The sequence below is a fragment of the Streptomyces sp. NBC_00459 genome, from assembly GCF_036013955.1.
Lineage (GTDB): Bacteria > Actinomycetota > Actinomycetes > Streptomycetales > Streptomycetaceae > Streptomyces.
Window position 1 is genome coordinate 1,184,748 of the sequence record NZ_CP107903.1, and the last position, 18,692, is coordinate 1,203,439.

Below are 18,692 nucleotides of genomic sequence, written 5' to 3' on the forward strand. Positions count from 1 at the left end.
TAGACTGACCTCCCCAGTGAGGAGCGACGCCCTTGTTCTATTACGTACTCAAATACGTGCTGCTCGGGCCGCTGCTGAGACTTGTCTTCCGGCCCCGGATCGAAGGTCTCGAACACGTACCGTCCTCAGGCGCTGCCATCGTCGCCGGCAATCACCTCTCGTTCTCGGACCACTTCCTGATGCCCGCGATCCTCAAGCGGCGCATCACCTTCCTCGCGAAGGCCGAGTACTTCACGGGCCCCGGCGTCAAGGGGCGGCTGACCGCGTACTTCTTCCGCAGCGCCGGGCAGATTCCGGTGGACCGGTCCGGCAAGGAGGCGGGGCAGGCCGCGATCCGCGAAGGGCTCGGGGTGCTGAGCAAGGACGAGCTGCTCGGTATCTATCCGGAGGGCACCCGGTCGCACGACGGGCGACTGTACAAGGGCAAGGTCGGGGTCGCCGTCATGGCGCTCAGGGCCCAGGTGCCCGTCATCCCCTGCGCGATGATCGGCACCTTCGAGGCGCAGCCGCCGGGCAAGGTCATCCCGAACATCCATCCCGTGGGGATCCGCTTCGGCAAGCCCCTCGACTTCTCCCGCTACCACGGGATGGAGGACGAGAAGGCGGTGCTGCGGGCCATCACCGACGAGATCATGTACGCCATCCTCAACCTCTCCGGGCAGGAGTACGTCGACCAGTACGCGGCCGTCGCCAAGAAGGAGGAGGCCGATCGGAAGGCCGCCGAGAAGAAGGCGGAGAAAGAGCAGCGGGAGCGCAAGTTCCCGCGTATGCCGCTCAGTTGACTGTGTCCCCCGGCCGCCGGCGTGGGCGATCTGCTGACAGCTAATCCGCATCGGTTCCGCTGCCTGCGGCGGATACCGTCGTCGCATGAGACGAGCTGTGGTGATCGGGGCGACCGGGCAGATCGGACGGGTGGCCGTGGGGGCGCTCGCCCGGGACGGGTGGGAGGTGACCGCCGTCTCGCGGGGCGGCGGCCGGGACGGGAACTGGCCGGACGAGGTGCGGGTCGCGGTCGCGGACCGAACCGACGACGTGGCGCTCGCGGCTGCCGTGGGCGACGGATGCGACGTCCTCGTGGACATGGTGGCCTACGGGCCCGAGCACGCACGACAGCTGGCCGGTCTCGCCGGGCGGGTCGGGTCGGCGGTGGTGATCTCCAGCGTGTCCGTGTACGAGGACGACAAGGGCCGGAGCTTCGACACCCAGGCGGAGCCCGGCGGCTTTCCCGAGTACCCGGTGCCGATCCCCGAGGAGCAGCGCACGGTCCGGCCGGGCGAGAACTCGTACGGCACCCGGAAGGCGGGCCTCGAACGCGAGCTCCTCGCCGTCGGCGACCAGTTGCCGGCCACTCTGCTGCGGGCGGGCGCGATCCACGGACCGTACTGCCGTACCCCGCGCGAGCTGTACTTCGTCAAGCGCAACCTGGACGGACGGCGTCGGCGGGTCCTCGCCCACGGTGGCACGAGCCGTTTGCATCCGGCGAGTGTCCACAACATCGCCGAGCTGATCCGGCTGGCCGCCGCACGTCCTGGTTCCCGGGTTCTGAACGCCGTCGATCCCGAGGCGCCCACGGTGGCGGAGATCGCCGGGGCGATCGACGCCGTGATGGGGGTCGAGGCGGAGAACGTCCTGGTGGACGGTCCGCCCCCGGCGCCCACCGTGGGCGACACCCCGTGGTCGACCCCGGTGCCCGTGGTGTGCGACATGTCCGCCGCCGAACGGGAGTTGGGCTACCGGCCAGTCGTCACCTACGCGGAGCGCCTGCCGGAGACCGTCGCCTGGATCGAGGCCCGGCTGGCCGGGCGGGACTGGCGGGAGGCGTATCCCAAGATGTACGAGACGTACGGCGACCTCTTCGACTACGCGGCGGAGGACGCCTGGCTCGTGTGACGGGAAAGGGGCGGCCGGATTCCCGGCCGCCCCTCACCCCGTTCAACTGACCGTTACGGCTACGACTACGGCTTCGGTGTGGCGTGCGGGGTGCAGGTCACGTCCGCAGCGTCCACCTTGCCGGTGAGCAGGTAGGTGTCCACCCGCTCGTTGATGCACGGGTTGACGAGCCCGGTCACGCCGTGGGAGCCCGCGTCCTTCTCGGTGATCAGACGGGAGCCCTTGAAGCGCTTGTGCAGTTCGACACCGCCCTCGTACGGAGTGGCCGCGTCCCGCTCGGACTGCACGATCAGCACCGGCGGCAGGCCCTTGCCGGACTTCACGTTCACCGGGGTCTGCTGCTTGACCGGCCAGGTCGCGCACGGCAGGTTCATCCAGGCGTTGGCCCAGGTCAGGAACGGGTAGTTCTTGTGCAGCCGGGTGTTGTCGCGGTCCCACTTCTTCCAGCTGGTGGGCCACCTGGCGTCGGTGCACTCGACGGCCGTGTAGACGGCGTTGCCGTTCTCGGAGGCCGCGTTGCCCGCGGTGTCGGTGAGGTCGGGGGCCGCCGCGTCGACGAGCGCCTGGGTGTCACCGGCGAAGTACTTGCTGAACACGGTGGCGACCGGAATCCACGACGAGTCGTAGTACGGGGCGCCCTGGAAGAATCCGATCAGTTCGGCCGGTCCCACGACCCCGCCGATCGGGTTCTTCTTCGCGGTGGCCCGCAACTCCAGCCACTTCGCCTGCACTTGGGCCCGGGTGGTACCGAGGTGGAAGACGGCGTCGTTCTTGGCGACCCAGTCCTGCCAGTCGTTCCAGCGCGTCTCGAACGCGACGTCCTGATCGAGGTTGGCCTCGTACCAGATCTTCTCGCGCGACGGATTGACGACGCTGTCCGCGATCATACGGCGGACGTGCCCCGGGTAGAGCGTGCCGTAGACCGCCGCGATGTACGTCCCGTACGAGACACCGAGGAAGTTGAGCTTCTTCTCCCCCAGCGCGGCACGGATGACGTCCAGGTCGCGCACGGTGTTCGGCGTGGTCATGTACGGGAGCATCTCGCCGCTGCGCTCGTAGCAGCCCTCGGCGTACTCACGGGCCGACTTGCGCTGGGCACGCTTGTCCGCCTCGCTGTCCGGCACCGGGTCCGGCTTGGGCGCCTTCACGAACTCCTGCGGGTCGACGCAGGATATGGGCGCCGAGTGGCCGACTCCGCGCGGGTCGAAGCCCACGAAGTCGTACGCCTTCGACACGTTCGTCCACAGCGGGTTCTTGGTCGTGACCCGGCGCGGGAAACGCAGTCCGGAGGCACCCGGTCCACCCGGGTTGTAGACGAGCGCGCCCTGGCGCTCGTCCTTCGTCCCCGTGTTGCCGATACGGTCGACGGCGAGCTTGATCTGCTTGCCGTACGGCTTCGCGTAGTCGAGCGGCACCGTGACATAGCCGCACTGGATCGGCTTCTCCAGGCCCCAGTCGGCCGGGCAGTCCTGCCAGTCGATTCCGGCCTTCGCGGCTCGTTCGGCGGCAATCGTCGCGCCGCGCGTCTCACGGTCCTTGCCGTGGCGGGCGTCCGCGCTGGCCGAGGGCGCCGCGACGGCGCCGGCTATCAGGGTCGCCGTGACGAGTGCTCCGGCGGAACCGAGCGCTGCGGCTCGTCTCGTCGGTGTGGTGCCTCTCAAGTGGGCCTCCCCCGTAGGTAGTTGTTCTTGGTCGGTAAGGGGGATCCTTGCCGCTGTGCAGGACCTGTGAACAGGGGGTGTGCAGGCTTCTTTACCAATCCGATAAACGGTGAGGGGAGTGCCGCTCAGCGGATATCCGCTGTGGTGTGGGGATTTGCCTGATCGGCGAACAGGCCGGGGGGCCCGGCGATCAGCTGTGGCGGGCGGGCTCCAGGAGCGCGAGCGCCTCGTCCAGTACCCGGCGCAGCAGCAGCGCGTCCGGAGCGACCGCGGTCACCAGCGCCGCGGGCCCGGCGAGCGGAACGAGCGCGGCACCCTCCCCCAGCAGTCGAGCCTCGACCGGCGCGTCCACGAACTCCGGCCGCACGACCACGAGTTGGCCGACGGCACGATGCCCTGCCAGCACGGCGGGCCCGTCCCAGCCGCCCGACGCTCCGGGACCGCAGGCCAGCTCCTGGTCGAGGACGACACGCCCGCCGACCCTTACCGTGAGCCGACTGCCGAGCCGTCCGGATTCCTCGCCGAAACGCCCGAGCACCTGCTCCTCGCGGAACACGAGCCGGGCACCCGGCGCGAGATCGACGCGCGTGCCGACGTACAGCTCACTCCCCTGGGCGCAGATCAACTGCTCGGGCAGCCAACGGAGTTCACCGCCGTCGGCGACACGGATCCGTACGTCGTAACGGGCCTCGCCCTTTGCCTGGCCCGGCAGCGCGATGGTGGCCGCGGCGGACGCCAGGTGCAGTCGGGCGCCCTGAGCCACCTCCGCCTCGACGGTGAAGTGGTCGCCGCCGAGGGGGCCGCTCATGGCGCCGACCAGCATGACGCGGGCCTCGTCGCCGTGCGCGCGGATACGACGCAGTGCCAGCGGGCCGTCGCCGTCGAGCACCGGCAGGGCGGTACCGCCCCGGCCGTCCGCCCGGGCGACGATCCGCGCGGTGGCCCGTACGCCGGTGGTCATGCCGTCCACGCCGCGAGCTGCGCCCGCACCCAGAGGGCGACCTCTGTGACGCCTGCCTCGCTGCGCAGCGACTGGAAGACGACAGGCCTCTCCCCGCGTGCCGTCTTCGCGTCGGCGGCCATCCGGCCGAGGTCGGAACCGACGTACGGTGCGAGGTCGGTCTTGTTGACGACGAGCAGGTCGGCGGTGGTGACGCCGGGTCCGCCCTTGCGCGGAATGTCGTCCCCGCCTGCGACGTCGATGACGAAGATCTGCGCGTCGACGAGGCCCTTGGAGAAAGTGGCGGTGAGGTTGTCGCCGCCGGACTCGACGAGCACGATGTCGAGCGGCCCGACCTCGTCCTCCAGGTCCTCGACGGCTTCGAGGTTGGCGGAGATGTCGTCGCGGATCGCGGTGTGCGGGCAGGCGCCCGTCTCGACGGCGGTGATGCGTTCGGGGGGCAGCACGGCCTCCCGCAGCAGGAACTCGGCGTCCTCGCGGGTGTAGATGTCGTTCGTGACGACCGCGAGGGACAGCTCTTCGCGCAGGGCACGGCAGAGGGCGGCGACCGTGGCGGTCTTGCCGGACCCGACGGGCCCGCCGAGGCCGATTCGCAGGGCACGACGAGTGCCGTCGGGACGGTGCGCGTCCGCGCTCACGGCTGCGCCGGCCTGGGGGTGGGAGTGGTCGAGGTGCATGAGGTACGGCTCCAAGTTCTGACTTCCGGCATTTGATGGGCATTTCAGCCCGTCCGGTGTTTGAGGACGAGGCCCCTTCGGGGCCGATGCGGGGGTCCGGAGGCGGCAGCCCCCAGTGGGGGTCCCCCCTCTGGGGGAGGGATGGGACGGGTAGGGGCGGCGGGGGCGAAGAACCCCTACGACGCGAACAACCGCATCGCCCACCCCGCATGCCACTCCGCCCCCACCTCCAGCATCGGCGCGGAGGCCGCGGGCAGCGCATCGACCCCGTCCCCGCTCTCCACCCCCCGAGCCACCTCCACCGCCCGGTCCGCGACGCGATCCAGCTCCGGCGCCAGCCGCGCCAACACCCCCGTCGCATCGAACGGATCAAGGCTCAGCAACCGCACAACCGCCGTCGCGGGCCCGCTGACGCTCTCGTACACGGAGCAGTACGCCGCGTCCTTCGGCCCGAGCCCCGCCGCCCGCGCCGTGAGCCCCAGCACCACCGGCTGATGCGCCCCTTTGGGGAACTCCCCTGCCAGCGCTTCGAGTTCGGCCGACGGCCAGGTCGCCCGAGCAGCCCGCATCAGCTGCCGCCCCAGCTTGCGCGCGGCGACGCGCAACGCCGGCGACGGCGTCCGCGCGTCCGCCGCACCGTCGAGCGCCACCGGATCGACGCCGAGCGCCGCGGCTGCGGCCAGCGAGGCCGACACCAGCCCCGTCGTGTGCAGCCGCCCCCGGCAGAACTCCTCCAGGCTCGCGGCCCCGGTGACACGCCCCGCCTTGACGGCGGCCTCGGCCCCGCCGGAGTGCGCGTGCCCTCCGGCGGGAAAGCGGCCGTCGGCCAGGACGAGCAGTGCTGCCCTGCTCATCGGAACCTCCCCATCAGATCCTCCTCATCAGAAGAGGAAGTACCGCTGGGCCATGGGCAGTTCGGCGGCCGGAGTGGCCTCGACCAGTTCCCCGTCGATGTGCACGGCGAAACTGTCGGGGTTGATCCGTACGTCCGGACGCGCGTCGTTCTCCCGCATGTCGGCCTTGGTCACCGCGCGGGTCGACTCGATCGCCACGAACCTCTTGCCGAGCTGAAGCCGCTCGGGCAGCCCGTCGTCGATCGCCAACTGGGCGACGAAGTTGAACGAGTTGGACGCCGGTGCCCGCCCGATCGCGCCGAACATCGGCCGGGGCAGGATCGGCTGCGGAGTCGGGATCGAGGCGTTCGCGTCGCCCATCTGCGCGTACGCGATCTGGCCGCCCTTGACGACGAGATGCGGCTTGACCCCGAAGAAGGCGGGCTCCCAGAGGACCAGGTCGGCGAGCTTGCCCGTCTCCACCGAGCCGATCTCCCGCGCGAGGCCCTGCGCGAGGGCCGGGTTGATCGTGTACTTGGCGACATAGCGGCGTACTCGATGGTTGTCGGCGCTGCCGTCGCCCGGAAGAGCGCCTCGCCGCCGCTTCATCACGTGGGCCGTCTGCCAGGTCCGCATGATGACCTCGCCGACCCGTCCCATGGCCTGGGCGTCGGACGAGATGATGGAGATCGCGCCCAGGTCGTGAAGGATGTCCTCCGCGCCGATCGTCGACGGCCGAATGCGCGACTCGGCGAACGCCAGGTCCTCCGGCACCGCCGGGTTCAGGTGGTGGCAGACCATCAGCATGTCGAGGTGTTCGTCGGCGGTGTTGACGGTGTAGGGCCGTGTCGGATTGGTCGAACTCGGCAGGACGTGCGGCTCGGAGACCACGGACATGATGTCCGGCGCATGCCCGCCGCCCGCACCCTCGGTGTGGTAGGCGTGGATGCCGCGCCCGGCGATGGCCGCGAGCGTGTCGGCCACGAATCCGGCCTCGTTGAGGGTGTCCGTGTGGATGGCGACCTGGATGCCCGTGCGGTCGGCGACGGTCAGGGCCGCGTCGATGGCGGCCGGGGTCGAGCCCCAGTCCTCGTGGATCTTCAGGCCGAGGGCTCCGCCACGGATCTGGGAGAGCATCGCGTCGTGCGAGACGGTGTTGCCCTTGCCGAGCAGGCCGAAGTTGAGCGGGTACTGCTCCATCGCCTCCAGCATCCGGGCGAGGTGCCAGGGACCCGGGGTCACCGTCGTCGCCTTCGAACCCTCGGCCGGCCCCGTACCGCCGCCGATGAGGGTCGTGATGCCCGACGCGAGCGCCTCGTCGGCGATCTGCGGGCAGATCAGGTGGACGTGCGCGTCGATGGCGCCCGCCGTCACGATCCGGCCGTTGCCCGCGATGATCTCGGTCTCCGGACCGATGACCAGGTCGGGATGGATCCCGTCCATCGTGTCGGGGTTGCCCGCCTTGCCGATGCCGGTGATACGGCCGTCGCGGATGCCGATGTCGGCCTTGACGATGCCCCAGTGGTCGACGATCACGGCGCCCGTGATCACCGTGTCCGGGGTGCCGTCTGCGCGCGTAGCACGGGCCTGGCCCATGGACTCGCGGATGACCTTGCCACCGCCGAACACCGCCTCGTCACCGGCGAGACCGGGGCCGCCGCTGCGGTCCTCCTCGATCTCGATCAGCAGGTCGGTGTCGGCGAGCCGGATCCGGTCGCCGGTGGTGGGGCCGAACAGGTCGGCGTACGCGGCACGCGAGATCTCAGGCATCGAGGGCACCTCCGGTCTCCCCGCGCAGTCCGGGCACGATGCGCGCGCCGGCGAGCGGAACGAGTTCTACGTCGACGGGGATCCCGGGTTCGAAGCGCACGGCGGTGCCGGCGGCGATGTTGAGCCGCTTGCCGCGCGCTGCCGCGCGGTCGAACTCCAGGCCGGGGTTGGCCTCGGCGAAGTGGTAGTGGGAACCGACCTGGACGGGCCGGTCGGCGGCGTTCAGCACGGTCATCGACGTGACCTCGCGGCCCTCGTTGTACACAACGGGTCCGTCGGCGAACAGGATCTCTCCGGGAATCACGGCAGTCCCTCCCCTCAGACGATCGGGTCGTGGACGGTGACGAGCTTGGTGCCGTCCGGGAAGGTCGCCTCGACCTGGACGTCGTGGATCATCTCGGGGATGCCCTCCATGACGTCCTCCCTGGTCAGCAACTTCCGTCCGGAGGACATGAGCTCGGCGACCGTACGTCCGTCACGGGCTCCCTCAAGGATGTGCGAGGTGATCAGCGCGACCGCCTCGGGATGGTTCAGCCTGAGCCCACGGGCCCGGCGCTTCTCGGCCACGTCCGCCGCCACATGGATCAGCAGCCTCTCCTGCTCGTGCGGGGTCAGTTGCACGGCTTCCCACCTCACATCCTCGCTCCGGACCGTGCGGGGTCCGGTTGCCCGATGCCACCAAAACCGCTGGTGGCGAGATGGGCACGCTAGTTGGCCGGAGTTTCAAGGACGTTAACCGGACTGTGATCCACCCGGGTCACTTGAGCAGGCGCGCCCATGCTCATCAGACCGCGCAGGCCGTCCTGGAGCACTTCCACCGGCGCTCCGCCGAAGAGGGCCATCTGTGCGACGAAGCCCTGGGCCGCAGCGATCACGGTCCGGGCGACGCTCTCGGCCGTTACGTCGGCCCGCATCATCCCGGCTTCCTGATAGCGCTCGACCAGCCGCACCCAGGACGTACGGACCTTGGCGTAGCCCTCGTTGAGCACCTTCGACAGCTCGCCGTCGCGCAGTGTCTCGGCCCACACCTGGATGATCAGCCGGGGAAAGACGGCCGCCCCTTCGTGCACCAGCCCCGGGCGCAGGCCCAGCATCCGGCCCATCACCTCCCCCACGATGACGTCCGGCGGCGGTGGCGGGCTCTGCTCACCCGCCGCCTCGAAGGCCTCCCCGACCTCCTGCAGCACCTCGTTGACGATGGCGGCGATCAGCTCCTCCTTGCCGCTGAAGTAGCGGTAGACGGCCCCGGCGGAGAGGCCGACCTCCTTGAGCACGTCCTGCATCGACGTGGCGTGGAAGCCGTTACGGGTGAAGCAGAGTGCCGCACCGTCGAGGATCTGACGGCGTCGGGCGTCGAGGTGTTCCTGGGATACACGGGCCATGCCCAGAACTTAAAACGAACATTCCTTCTTGACAAGAGACGCCTGTCGCAGGACGGTGGTGACGCACCAAAAACGAACGATCCTTCTTTTTAGATCCACTGTGATTCGAGGGGAAACCATGTCCACCACGTCCGCCGCGGCCACCCAGGGGCACCGCCGCCACATGATCGCCGTAGTCGTCCTGGTCCCCGTCCTGGTGGCGCTGGCGCTCTGGGCCTTCGCCTGGCCCGCCGCCCGCACCGCACCCCGCGACCTGCCGCTCGGCGTGGCGGGCCCGACCGCCGCGGTCACCCAGGTCGAGCAGCAGCTGTCGGCCCACGAGGGCGCCTTCGACATCCACCGCTACGCCGACGAGGCCGCCGCCCGTGACGCCGTCGAGGACCGGACCGTATACGGCGCCGTGGTCGTCACCGCCCAGGGTCCGAAGCTGCTCACCGCGTCGGCCGCGAGCCCCTTCGTCGCCCAGCTCCTCCAGCAGGCGGTGACGACGCAGGCAGCGCAGTCGGGTGCCCAGGTCACCACCGTGGACGTCGTCCCCGCCGCCGCGAACGACCCACGCGGGGCCGCCTTCGGTGCGAGCGTACTGCCGCTGGCGCTGGCCGGTGTGGCCGCCGGCGCGGTGGTCACCCTGCTCGGGCTGCGCGGGACGCGTGCGGCCGGCACCCTGCTCGGGAGCGCGGCGCTGGTCGGCGTCGTCGCCGCCGCGATCGCGCACAGCTGGCTCGGCGTGCTCACCGGCGACTGGTGGACCGAGGCCGCCGCGCTGGGACTGACGACGCTCGCCGTGAGTGGCGCGGTCGCCGGGCTCGCCGCGCTGCTCGGCACCGCGGGAATCGGCCTCGGCGGGCTGACCGTCGTCCTGATCGGCAACCCGTTCTCCGGCGCGTCCAGCGCTCCGCAACTGCTGCCCGAGCCGGTCGGCGCGATCGGCCAGTGGCTGCCGCCGGGTGCGGGCGCCTCCCTGCTCCGCTCGGTGTCGTTCTTCGACGGCGCGGGGGCTCTCGGTCCCGCCCTGACCCTGACGTGGTGGGCGGCGCTGGGCCTGGGCGCGGTTCTGCTGGGCAGCGCGCTGAAGCGTCGCACGGAGGAGAGGAACGACGGACCGGTCGCAGCCGCCACCGAGCGGGAACCCGCCCTGGCGAACTGACCGCCCGCCCCGAAACCGGCCGGGTGCCCCGCCAACTGGGCGGGGCACCCGGTCCCGTCGGTCCGGAGACCCCCAGCGGCCCAGTGGTCCAGTGGTCCCGGCGGCGCGATCAGCGGGCCCCGGGCCCCCGGTGCTCGGCCGCGATACCGAACCGCTGCCGTTCGACGGGCGCGGCGGCGGCCTCCCGGACGCTGGAGACGGCACTGACGACCTGCTCCTCCGCCGCGTCCAGCTTGTCGAGACGTTCGAGGTCGGCCGCGGAGACCAGGGCGACGAGGGGCTTGCCGTGCCGCGTCACGACGACACGCTCACCGCCGTACACCACCTTGTTGATCAGCTCGGCGAGTTCAGCCCTGGCTTGCGTCACCGGAATCTCGTAGGCCATGTGCTCCAGCTTAGACCGGCACCCTCGCGCTGCGATCTGTACGTCCTGTACATTTCTTACGGAAGCCACCGAGGAGGCGCGCGCCATGAACGACGTCGACGATCCGTCAGCCCGTTATGTCCTGCCCGAGTTCACCGAACGCACCAGTGCCGGGCACCGGACGCTGGATCCGTACTCGAAGCTGCTGGAGGAACGGATCGTCTTTCTGGGCACGCCGGTCGACGACACCTCGGCGAACGATGTGATGGCCCAGCTCATGCATCTCGAATACCTGGCGCCCGACCGGGACATCTCCCTGTACATCAACTCCCCCGGCGGCTCGTTCAGCGCGATGGCCGCGATCTACGACACGATGCAGTTCGTCACCTGCGACGTGGAGACGGTCTGTCTGGGGCGGGCGGCCTCCGCGGCGGCCGTGCTGCTGGCCGCGGGTACACCGGGCAAGCGCAGCGCGCTGCCGGGTGCCCGGGTGATGATCCACCAGCCCTCGCTGTCCGGGCCGGTCCACGGACAGGTGAGCGATCTCGCCATTCAGGCGCAGGAGTTGGGCCGGATCCGTACCCTGCTGGAGGAACTGCTCGTACGGCACACCGGACAGAGCCCGGAACAGGTCGCCGCGGACATCGAGCGGGACAAGATCCTCGACGCCCGGGCCGCCCTGGAGTACGGGCTGGTGGACCGGATCGTGGCCGGCCGCAAGTTCTCGCACCCCGCCCCCGGCACGAGGTGAGCCACCGATGCTTCCGCCCGAGATGCCTCCGCTGCCCGCTCTGACGCGCGCGGAGGGCGAGTTGATCGACCGTTACCTCGAAGTGGCCGATCTGCTCGGCCGTATCAACCCGGCGTACCACGGGGACACCTACCGCGGACTGCGGGCCGCGCAGGCGCTCGTCGCCAAAGCGGTCGCGCTGCGGGACGCGCTGGAGTTGATGCATCAGCGTGGCGAAGCGGAGGTGCATGCCCCTACGCTGGCGCGGGCGCTGCGCGTTCTCGACGGGGAGCGCCGAACGGCGCGTGTCACCGTTCCGCGTGAGCCCGCCAGTTGACCCACCCGGTCGGCGGACCCGGATCGGGCGAGCCCCTCCGCCCCGGCGGCGGACTGTCCCGAACGAGCCGGGAAGTGACTGGATGGCATCCCCCGTTCGGAGTAGTCGCGTGTCCCCCGACCGGCCCGTACGGCTTGCGCGACACGCGTGGTTCGGGGTGGGAATCGAGAAGGTTCCGTGCTGGTCCGGGGGTGCGCGACCCCCGCCGAACTTGCCCGAGGGCATGGGTGTCCACCCGAATGGGTCACGGGTGAGTAACGCCACAAAGCCCCGATTCCATTGGGATTTTCCTACTTCCATGAGCCAAGATCCCTTCCTGACGACAAGCCCCCGCCACAAGAGGCGGGGCGATCCGGGCGGACGCCGAGTCCTGCCGCCGCCCGGATGACCGGTCGACAGATGTGCATCGGCAGGAGTGGAGGACCCAGGCACGACGGGTCGCCGGAACGGTCACGCCATGACCGGGCCGAGCAGCCCTTGGGGTGAAGCCGCGTCAGCGGCCGGGCAACTTCGCCAGCCCGAATCCGACAGGTCATCCTTCACAGGCGGCTGACGAAGGGTTTCGCATGTCTGCGCTCAATCGTGTCCCGTCGCTGATGACCCGTGCCGGTACGGCCTCGGCTCTCACCCTCGCCGTCGCCGGCGGCAGCCTGGTGATCCCCGGGGTCGCCACCGAAGCCGCGGCGATCGCACCGTCGACGAAGGCACTCCAGATCGCGGCCTCCAAGAAGGGCTCGCTGTACAAGTACGGCGCCGCGGGACCGAAGAGGTTCGACTGCTCCGGTCTCACGCAGTACTCGTACAAGAAGGCGGGCAAGTCCCTGCCTCGAACGGCAGCGGCCCAGTACAACAAGACCAAGCACATAGCCGCCAAGAGCCGTCGGGGCGGAGACCTGGTCTTCTTCCACTCGGGCTCGAACGTCTACCACGTGGGCATCTACGCCGGAAAGGGAAAGATCTGGCACTCCCCGAAGACCGGGGAAGTCGTGAAGCTCCAGAAGATCTGGACGAAGAGCGTCTGGTACGGCCGGGTCAGCTGACCTCCGCGGGGCGGGGCGGCGGCCGTCAGTCGGCCGCCGCCCCGCCCCGGGACCCGTCACAGCGACAGAAGCTGCTCCCGCAGGAGCGGCGCGCAAGGGCCGGCAACACACTCGGGAACGTGATGGGCCCCTTGGGATCGAGCGCGTCGGTGATGAATCCCCGCCGCCATGGACGTACGGCGGTCCGCGCCCCCTCGGCCACCACCGCCCAGGACCCGCGCAGCGACCACAGCGTCCGCGCACCGAGGTACAACACGTAGGCCCCGCCAGGCGGTTGCTGTGCGCGGAAGAACGCGGGCACCGTCGTGGGCGCGGCAGCGGCAGCAGGACGCAGGGCCGAACCGTTACGGCTCCTGCTGGCCGACCGCCGTGACCGGGGGCCTGGCCGGGACAGTCCACGGGAGTTCGATCGACACCGTCTTGCCGCCCTCGCGGGTCGGGCGGACGCGCAGTTTGCCGCCCGACTCGGCGGTGAGCCAGCGGATGATGACCATCCCGCGGCCGTTGTCCTGCTGCACGGCGGCGGGCAGGCGTTTGGGGAAGCGCGGGTGACTGTCGGTCACTCCGATGCGCAGGTGTTCGTCACGTTCGAGGGCGATGTCCACCGTGAAGGTGGGTGACAACCCGAAGGTGTGCTGCACGGCGTTGGTGGCGAGTTCCGAGACGATCAGGCGGATACTGTCGGCGGCTTCGGTGTCACCCGACAGGCCCCATTCCGCCAGCACGTTGGCCACATACGCGCGGGCGGCGGAGACCGAGGCGGGATCGCTCGGCAGAGTGACGGATGCTTCCAGGTGGTCTGCCATGGCGACGTCGTCCCTTTCCCACAGGACCGCGGCCCGACACGGAGCGGCTGGTTCGAGTACGGTCCCGGACTGGTGCTTCGCGCCAGACTGCCATTCCCGCGCCGGTCACGGGGTGCGATCCACCAAGATATGCATATATCTGTCGCTCGAAGCGGTGAACTCTGCGACCCCAGAGCGTATTTGGGCGGCTCATTAGGAGTAAGGAGTGGCCCATGCAGTACGGTCCCGCCGTGCGCCGCCGAAAACTGGGTGCCGAACTGCGCGCGCTGCGTGCCAGGGCCGGCCTCACAAGCGGTGAGGCGGCCCGTCTGGTGGGCTGGCATCAGTCGAAGGTGAGCCGGATCGAGACAGGATCGAGCGGGGTGAAACCGGCGGACGTCCGGTTACTGCTGGACGCCTACGAGGTCCCGGACGGCGAGGCGCGCGAACTGCTGCTCGTACTGGCGGGCGGTGAGCACGGCGGCCGGCACCACTGGTGGCACGCCTACCGTGGCGTACTGCCGCCCACCTACCGGGATTTCATCAGCCTGGAGTCGCAGGCCAGCACCATGCGCACGCTGGAGACCTCGGTGGTCCCGGGGCTGCTGCAGACCCCGGAGTACGCCCGCGCGATGACCCGGGCCGCCGTGGACAGCCTGGAGGAGACGCGGCTCGACGCCCTGGTCGAGGTGCGGCTGGCCCGCCAGGACGTGCTGCGTTCGGATCCGCCGCTGGCGCTGAGCGCGGTCCTCGACGAGGCTGTGCTGCGCCGTGAAGTGGGCGGACCGGAGGTGATGACGCGCCAGCTGGACCGGCTCGTAGCGGCGGCCCGCCTGCCCCAAGTACGGCTCCAGATCCTGCCGTTCGCCGCAGGGGCATACATCGGCATCACTGGTCCTTTCGTTATCTTCTCTTTTCCGAGCACTTCTGACCTAGATGTGGTTGTTCTCGACCAGATGGTGAGTAGCCTCTACCTCGAACGGAAAGAAGACCTCCAGGCCTACAGCGAGGCCTTCAACACCCTTCAGATCCACGCCCTTTCGCCCGAGGATTCGTTGGATTTCATCGCCGGTCTGAATCACGGCGTGTAAGGAGGCACCATGTCAGCATTGCCTCGGAACGTACCGTCCGTCGTCGAACCACCCGGTGTGCGGTGGCTGCGCAGCAGCTACAGCACCGGCGCGAACAACTGTGTGGAGACGGCCCGTCCGGACACCGAAGTCCCGGCCGGACCGCTCGCCGTACGCGACTCCAAGAACACGACAGGGCCCGTCCTGCTCTTCTCCCCCGAGAGCTGGGAGGGCTTCCTCACCGCGTTCCGGTGATCGCCCTACGACGCACGGCCGCGGTCCGCCGACTCATGGTCGCGTGTCACTGATCGACAGCACTGTGGATCTACGCGTCTACGGTCGGTTCTCGCCGATCACCCGTACCGCCCGCGCGATCTGTTCCTCGGCCAGGTCCGCGCGGGCGGTCAGCCGCAGCCGGGACACTCCGTCGGGCACGGACGGCGGGCGGAAGCAGCCCACGCCCACTCCGGCGGCCCGGCAGTCGGCCGCCCATCGCACGGCACCCTCCGGAGACGGCGCGCGCACGGAGACGACAGCCGCGTCCGGCCGTACCGCCGCCAGTCCCTGAGCCGTCAGCCGGGTGTGCAGATCGCGCGCCACCGCACGCGCCCGTGCGGCCCGTTCGGGCTCCCGGCGCAACAACGTGAGGGCCGCGAGGGCCGCGCCCGCCGCCGCGGGGGCGAGGCCCGTGTCGAAGATGAACGTACGGGCCGCGTTGACGAGGTGCTCGATCACCGGGGCGGGGCCCAGCACCGCACCCCCCTGGCTGCCCAGCGACTTGGACAACGTGACCGTCACGACGACGTCAGGCGCACCCGCCAGCCCCGCCACGTACGCCGAACCCCGCCCGCCCTCGCCCAGGACGCCGAGTCCGTGTGCGTCGTCGACGATCATCCCGGCGCCGGACTCCCGGCAGGCGGCGGCGAGTTCGGCCAGCGGTGCCGCGTCCCCGTCGACCGAGAAGACGGTGTCGGACACGGCCACGGCGGGCCCGGTGTGCGTGCCGAGCGCCTTGCGGACGGCGTCCGGGTCGGCGTGTCCGACGACCTGGGTCGTGCCCCGGGCCAGGCGGCAGCCGTCGATCAGCGAGGCGTGGTTGCCCGCGTCCGAGACGACGAGGGAGCCGTGCGGTGCGAGCGCGGTGACCGCGGCGAGGTTGGCCGCATAGCCGGAGGAGAAGACCAGGGCGGCCTCGAAACCGCAGAAATCGGCCAGTTCGCGTTCGAGCTCCGCGTGCAGTTCGGTACTGCCGGTGACGAGCCGCGAGCCGGTGGCCCCGCCGCCCCAGCGCCGCGCGGCCCGGGCCGCGCCCTCGGTGACCTCGGGGTGTCGGGCCAGGCCCAGATAGTCGTTGCTCGCGAGGTCGAGAAGAGGGGAGTCGGCGGGGCGGGGGCGCAGAGTCCTCACCAGCCCGGCGCGGCGGCGCGCTTCGGCCTGCTCGTCGATCCAGCCGAACGCCATGGGTCCTCCGCACAGCTACTTGTTTGTAGGCAGTGGACAGACCCTAACCGGACCTTCTGCCACCCAGTGTGTGGCAATACCCACACGTCGAACCGGCTCTGTTGTACCAAGCCTCCTTTCCCTCAGCCCGTCGGATACGTAAGGATCGGCTTCCATGGACCTGCTGACGACGCTGGTGGACAAGGGGCTTCGGCGCGAGTTGCCGACCCGCGAAGAGGCGCTGGCCGTGCTGGCCACCTCCGACGACGATCTCCTCGATGTGGTGGCCGCCGCCGGGAAGGTGCGCCGGCACTGGTTCGGCAGGCGGGTGAAGCTCAACTATCTGGTCAACCTGAAGTCGGGGCTGTGCCCCGAGGACTGCTCCTACTGTTCGCAGCGCCTCGGCTCCACCACCGGCATCCTGAAGTACACCTGGCTCAAGCCGGACGAGGCCTCGAAGGCCGCGGCGGCCGGGCTGGCCGGGGGCGCCAAGCGGGTCTGCCTGGTGGCGTCGGGGCGCGGTCCGACGGACCGGGACGTGGACCGGGTGGCCGGCACGATCAAGGCGATCAAGGACCAGAACGAGGGCGTCGAGGTGTGTGCCTGCCTCGGGCTGCTCTCCGACGGCCAGGCGGAGCGGCTGCGCGAGGCCGGGGCGGACGCCTACAACCACAACCTGAACACGTCCGAGGCCACGTACGGCGACATCACCACCACGCACACCTACGAGGACCGGGTCGACACCGTCCAGAAGGCCCACGCGGCCGGGCTGTCCGCCTGCTCGGGCCTGATCGCGGGCATGGGCGAGAGCGACGCGGACCTCGTCGACGTCGTCTTCTCGCTCCGCGACCTCGACCCGGACTCGGTTCCGGTCAATTTCCTCATCCCGGTCGAGGGCACCCCGCTGGCCAAGGAGTGGAACCTCACCCCGCAGCGGTGTCTGCGCATCCTGGCGATGGTCCGGTTCGTGTGCCCTGACGCGGAGGTGCGCATCGCCGGGGGCCGTGAGGTCCATCTGCGCACGATGCAGCCGCTCGCCCTGAACCTGGCCAACTCGATCTTCCTCGGCGACTACCTCACCACCGAGGGCCAGGCCGGCCAGGCCGACCTCGACATGATCGCCGACGCCGGCTTCGAGATCGAGGGCACCGACCAGGTCACGCTGCCCGAACACCGGGCGGCCGGCGGCGGCTGCGGCACGGCATCGGCGGGGCCGTGCGGTACGGAGGCGGGAGCCTGCGCTTCGGACGCGGCGACGCCGGAGCCCCGTACGGACCTGGTCACCGTCCGACGCCGAGGTGCCGGAACGGACCTCGCGCCCAATGCCTGACCTGCCCCTGTCCGAGCTGCTCGACCTGGACCGGCGGCACGTCTGGCATCCGTACGGGCCGATGCCGGGCCGGGTCGAACCGCTCGTCGTGGAGTCGGCGAGCGGGGTACGGCTGCGGCTCGCGGGCGGGGCGGGCGAGCTGGTCGACGGGATGTCGTCCTGGTGGTCGGCGATCCACGGCTACAACCACCCGGTGCTCAACGAGGCCGCGCGCGAGCAGCTCTCACGGATGAGCCACGTCATGTTCGGCGGGCTCACCCACGAGCCCGCCGTACGGCTGGCGAAGCTCCTTGTCGACCTGTCGCCGGAGGGGCTTGAGCACGTCTTCCTCGCCGACTCGGGATCGGTGTCGGTCGAGGTCGCGGTCAAGATGTGCCTGCAGTACTGGCGTTCGATCGGCCGCCCTGCCAAGCAACGCCTGCTGACCTGGCGCGGCGGCTACCACGGCGACACCTGGCAGCCGATGTCCGTGTGCGACCCCGAGGGCGGCATGCACGAGCTGTGGCAGGGTGTCCTGCCCCGCCAGGTGTTCGCGGACGCGCCGCCAGCGGAGTACGAGGAGTCGTACGCCGACCACCTGCGCTCCATGATCGAACGGCACGCGGACGAACTGGCCGCGGTGATCGTCGAACCGGTGGCGCAGGGCGCGGGCGGGATGCGGTTCCACTCCCCCGCCTATCTGCGGGTGCTGCGCGAGGCGTGCGACGCGTACGGCGTACTGCTCGTGTTCGACGAGATCGCGACCGGGTTCGGGCGCACGGGCACGCTGTTCGCGGCGGAGCACGCGGCGGTGACGCCGGATGTGATGTGCGTGGGCAAGGCGCTGACCGGCGGTTATCTGACGATGGCGGCGACGCTGTGCACGGCACGGGTGGCCGACGGCATCTCGCGCGGCGAGGTCCCGGTGCTCGCCCACGGCCCGACCTTCATGGGCAACCCCCTGGCGGCGGCCGTGGCCTGTGCCTCGATCGGTCTGCTGCTCGACCAGGACTGGCAGGCGGAGGTCAAACGCGTCGAGACCGGACTGCGGGACGGGCTCGCCGGAGCGGCGGACCTCCCCGGGGTACGGGACGTACGCGTGCTGGGTGCGATCGGGGTGGTCCAGCTCGACCACGAGGTGGACATGGCGGCGGCCACGGCGGCGGCCGTCCGCGAGGGAGTGTGGCTGCGGCCGTTCCGCGACCTCGTCTACGCCATGCCGCCGTACGTCACCGGCGACGCGGACGTGGCCCGGATCGCGCGCGCGGTGTGCGCGGCGGCACAGGAGGGATGAGC

21 protein-coding genes and 1 riboswitch are annotated in these 18,692 nt (G+C 70.4%); of the genes, 10 read left to right on the plus strand and 11 right to left on the minus strand.

What is annotated here, in order from left to right; all coding sequences use genetic code 11:
- Positions 1–32 precede the first annotated feature (32 nt).
- Both OHN74_RS04940 and OHN74_RS04945 read left to right on the plus strand, forming a co-directional pair.
- Complete coding sequence (locus OHN74_RS04940) at positions 33–782, plus strand: lysophospholipid acyltransferase family protein (RefSeq protein WP_327693295.1); 750 nt, start codon at positions 33–35, stop codon at positions 780–782.
- Between the two features lie 85 nt (positions 783–867).
- Complete coding sequence (locus OHN74_RS04945) at positions 868–1,890, plus strand: NAD-dependent epimerase/dehydratase family protein (protein WP_327693296.1); 1,023 nt, start codon at positions 868–870, stop codon at positions 1,888–1,890.
- Between the two features lie 65 nt (positions 1,891–1,955).
- Here OHN74_RS04945 and OHN74_RS04950 read toward each other — a convergent pair whose 3' ends face one another.
- The 8 genes from OHN74_RS04950 to OHN74_RS04985 form a co-directional block, all read right to left on the minus strand.
- Positions 1,956–3,551, minus strand: a complete 1,596-nt coding sequence (locus tag OHN74_RS04950; protein ID WP_327693297.1) for an alpha/beta hydrolase — start codon at positions 3,549–3,551, stop codon at positions 1,956–1,958.
- Between the two features lie 190 nt (positions 3,552–3,741).
- The gene (locus tag OHN74_RS04955) at positions 3,742–4,512 is read right to left on the minus strand and encodes an urease accessory protein UreD (RefSeq protein ID WP_327699990.1); all 771 of its coding nucleotides are present in this window, start codon (positions 4,510–4,512) and stop codon (positions 3,742–3,744) included.
- Positions 4,509–5,189: an urease accessory protein UreG gene (ureG, locus tag OHN74_RS04960; RefSeq protein ID WP_327693298.1), complete on the minus strand. Its 681-nt coding sequence runs from the start codon at positions 5,187–5,189 to the stop codon at positions 4,509–4,511. Before ureG ends, OHN74_RS04955 begins: the two co-directional genes overlap by 4 nt.
- Before the next feature lie 176 nt (positions 5,190–5,365).
- Entirely contained in the window at positions 5,366–6,043 is a 678-nt protein-coding gene (locus OHN74_RS04965; RefSeq protein WP_327693299.1) for an urease accessory protein UreF, read from the minus strand.
- Between the two features lie 27 nt (positions 6,044–6,070).
- A complete protein-coding gene (locus OHN74_RS04970) occupies positions 6,071–7,792 on the minus strand; it encodes an urease subunit alpha (RefSeq protein ID WP_327693300.1) in 1,722 nt (573 codons plus the stop codon).
- On the minus strand, positions 7,785–8,096 hold the full coding sequence (locus tag OHN74_RS04975; protein ID WP_164412501.1) for an urease subunit beta: 312 nt from the start codon (positions 8,094–8,096) through the stop codon (positions 7,785–7,787). Before OHN74_RS04975 ends, OHN74_RS04970 begins: the two co-directional genes overlap by 8 nt.
- Before the next feature lie 14 nt (positions 8,097–8,110).
- Positions 8,111–8,413 (minus strand): urease subunit gamma, encoded by a 303-nt coding sequence (locus OHN74_RS04980; protein ID WP_055535472.1) that lies wholly within the window; start codon positions 8,411–8,413, stop codon positions 8,111–8,113.
- A gap of 86 nt (positions 8,414–8,499) precedes the next feature.
- Positions 8,500–9,174 carry a TetR/AcrR family transcriptional regulator gene (locus OHN74_RS04985; protein WP_327693303.1) on the minus strand — a complete coding sequence of 225 codons (675 nt, stop codon included), beginning with the start codon at positions 9,172–9,174 and terminating at the stop codon, positions 8,500–8,502.
- A 118-nt stretch (positions 9,175–9,292) separates the two neighbouring features.
- On the opposite strand from OHN74_RS04985, the gene OHN74_RS04990 reads away from it, so the two are divergent.
- Positions 9,293–10,321 (plus strand): ABC transporter permease, encoded by a 1,029-nt coding sequence (locus OHN74_RS04990; protein ID WP_327693304.1) that lies wholly within the window; start codon positions 9,293–9,295, stop codon positions 10,319–10,321.
- 109 nt (positions 10,322–10,430) lie between these two features.
- Here OHN74_RS04990 and OHN74_RS04995 read toward each other — a convergent pair whose 3' ends face one another.
- Positions 10,431–10,706, minus strand: coding sequence for a type II toxin-antitoxin system Phd/YefM family antitoxin (locus OHN74_RS04995; RefSeq protein ID WP_327693305.1), 276 nt, complete (start codon positions 10,704–10,706; stop codon positions 10,431–10,433).
- 85 nt (positions 10,707–10,791) lie between these two features.
- Here OHN74_RS04995 and OHN74_RS05000 point away from each other — a divergent pair, with 85 nt between their 5' ends.
- From OHN74_RS05000 to OHN74_RS05010, 3 genes are all read left to right on the plus strand, one after another.
- Complete coding sequence (locus OHN74_RS05000) at positions 10,792–11,436, plus strand: ATP-dependent Clp protease proteolytic subunit (RefSeq protein ID WP_327693306.1); 645 nt, start codon at positions 10,792–10,794, stop codon at positions 11,434–11,436.
- 7 nt (positions 11,437–11,443) lie between these two features.
- Positions 11,444–11,752 (plus strand): hypothetical protein, encoded by a 309-nt coding sequence (locus OHN74_RS05005; RefSeq protein WP_327693307.1) that lies wholly within the window; start codon positions 11,444–11,446, stop codon positions 11,750–11,752.
- A 383-nt stretch (positions 11,753–12,135) separates the two neighbouring features.
- Positions 12,136–12,315: riboswitch (cyclic di-AMP (ydaO/yuaA leader) on the plus strand.
- Positions 12,316–12,318: 3 nt separating this feature from the next.
- Entirely contained in the window at positions 12,319–12,792 is a 474-nt protein-coding gene (locus OHN74_RS05010; protein ID WP_327693309.1) for a C40 family peptidase, read from the plus strand.
- 344 nt (positions 12,793–13,136) lie between these two features.
- Here OHN74_RS05010 and OHN74_RS05015 read toward each other — a convergent pair whose 3' ends face one another.
- Complete coding sequence (locus OHN74_RS05015) at positions 13,137–13,598, minus strand: ATP-binding protein (protein WP_327693310.1); 462 nt, start codon at positions 13,596–13,598, stop codon at positions 13,137–13,139.
- Positions 13,599–13,810: 212 nt separating this feature from the next.
- Here OHN74_RS05015 and OHN74_RS05020 point away from each other — a divergent pair, with 212 nt between their 5' ends.
- Together OHN74_RS05020 and OHN74_RS05025 are read left to right on the plus strand one after the other, a co-directional pair.
- Positions 13,811–14,668 (plus strand): helix-turn-helix domain-containing protein, encoded by an 858-nt coding sequence (locus OHN74_RS05020; protein WP_327693312.1) that lies wholly within the window; start codon positions 13,811–13,813, stop codon positions 14,666–14,668.
- A gap of 9 nt (positions 14,669–14,677) precedes the next feature.
- Positions 14,678–14,902: a DUF397 domain-containing protein gene (locus tag OHN74_RS05025; RefSeq protein WP_327693313.1), complete on the plus strand. Its 225-nt coding sequence runs from the start codon at positions 14,678–14,680 to the stop codon at positions 14,900–14,902.
- Between the two features lie 78 nt (positions 14,903–14,980).
- Here the strand turns inward: OHN74_RS05025 and OHN74_RS05030 are convergent, their stop codons facing one another.
- A complete protein-coding gene (locus OHN74_RS05030) occupies positions 14,981–16,108 on the minus strand; it encodes an 8-amino-7-oxononanoate synthase (RefSeq protein ID WP_327693314.1) in 1,128 nt (375 codons plus the stop codon).
- 154 nt (positions 16,109–16,262) lie between these two features.
- Between OHN74_RS05030 and bioB the strand changes: the two genes are divergently transcribed.
- Both bioB and OHN74_RS05040 read left to right on the plus strand, forming a co-directional pair.
- On the plus strand, positions 16,263–17,417 hold the full coding sequence (gene bioB, locus OHN74_RS05035) for a biotin synthase BioB (protein WP_327693315.1): 1,155 nt from the start codon (positions 16,263–16,265) through the stop codon (positions 17,415–17,417).
- Positions 17,410–18,690 (plus strand): adenosylmethionine--8-amino-7-oxononanoate transaminase, encoded by a 1,281-nt coding sequence (locus tag OHN74_RS05040; RefSeq protein WP_327693316.1) that lies wholly within the window; start codon positions 17,410–17,412, stop codon positions 18,688–18,690. Before bioB ends, OHN74_RS05040 begins: the two co-directional genes overlap by 8 nt.
- Positions 18,691–18,692: the final 2 nt, after the last annotated feature.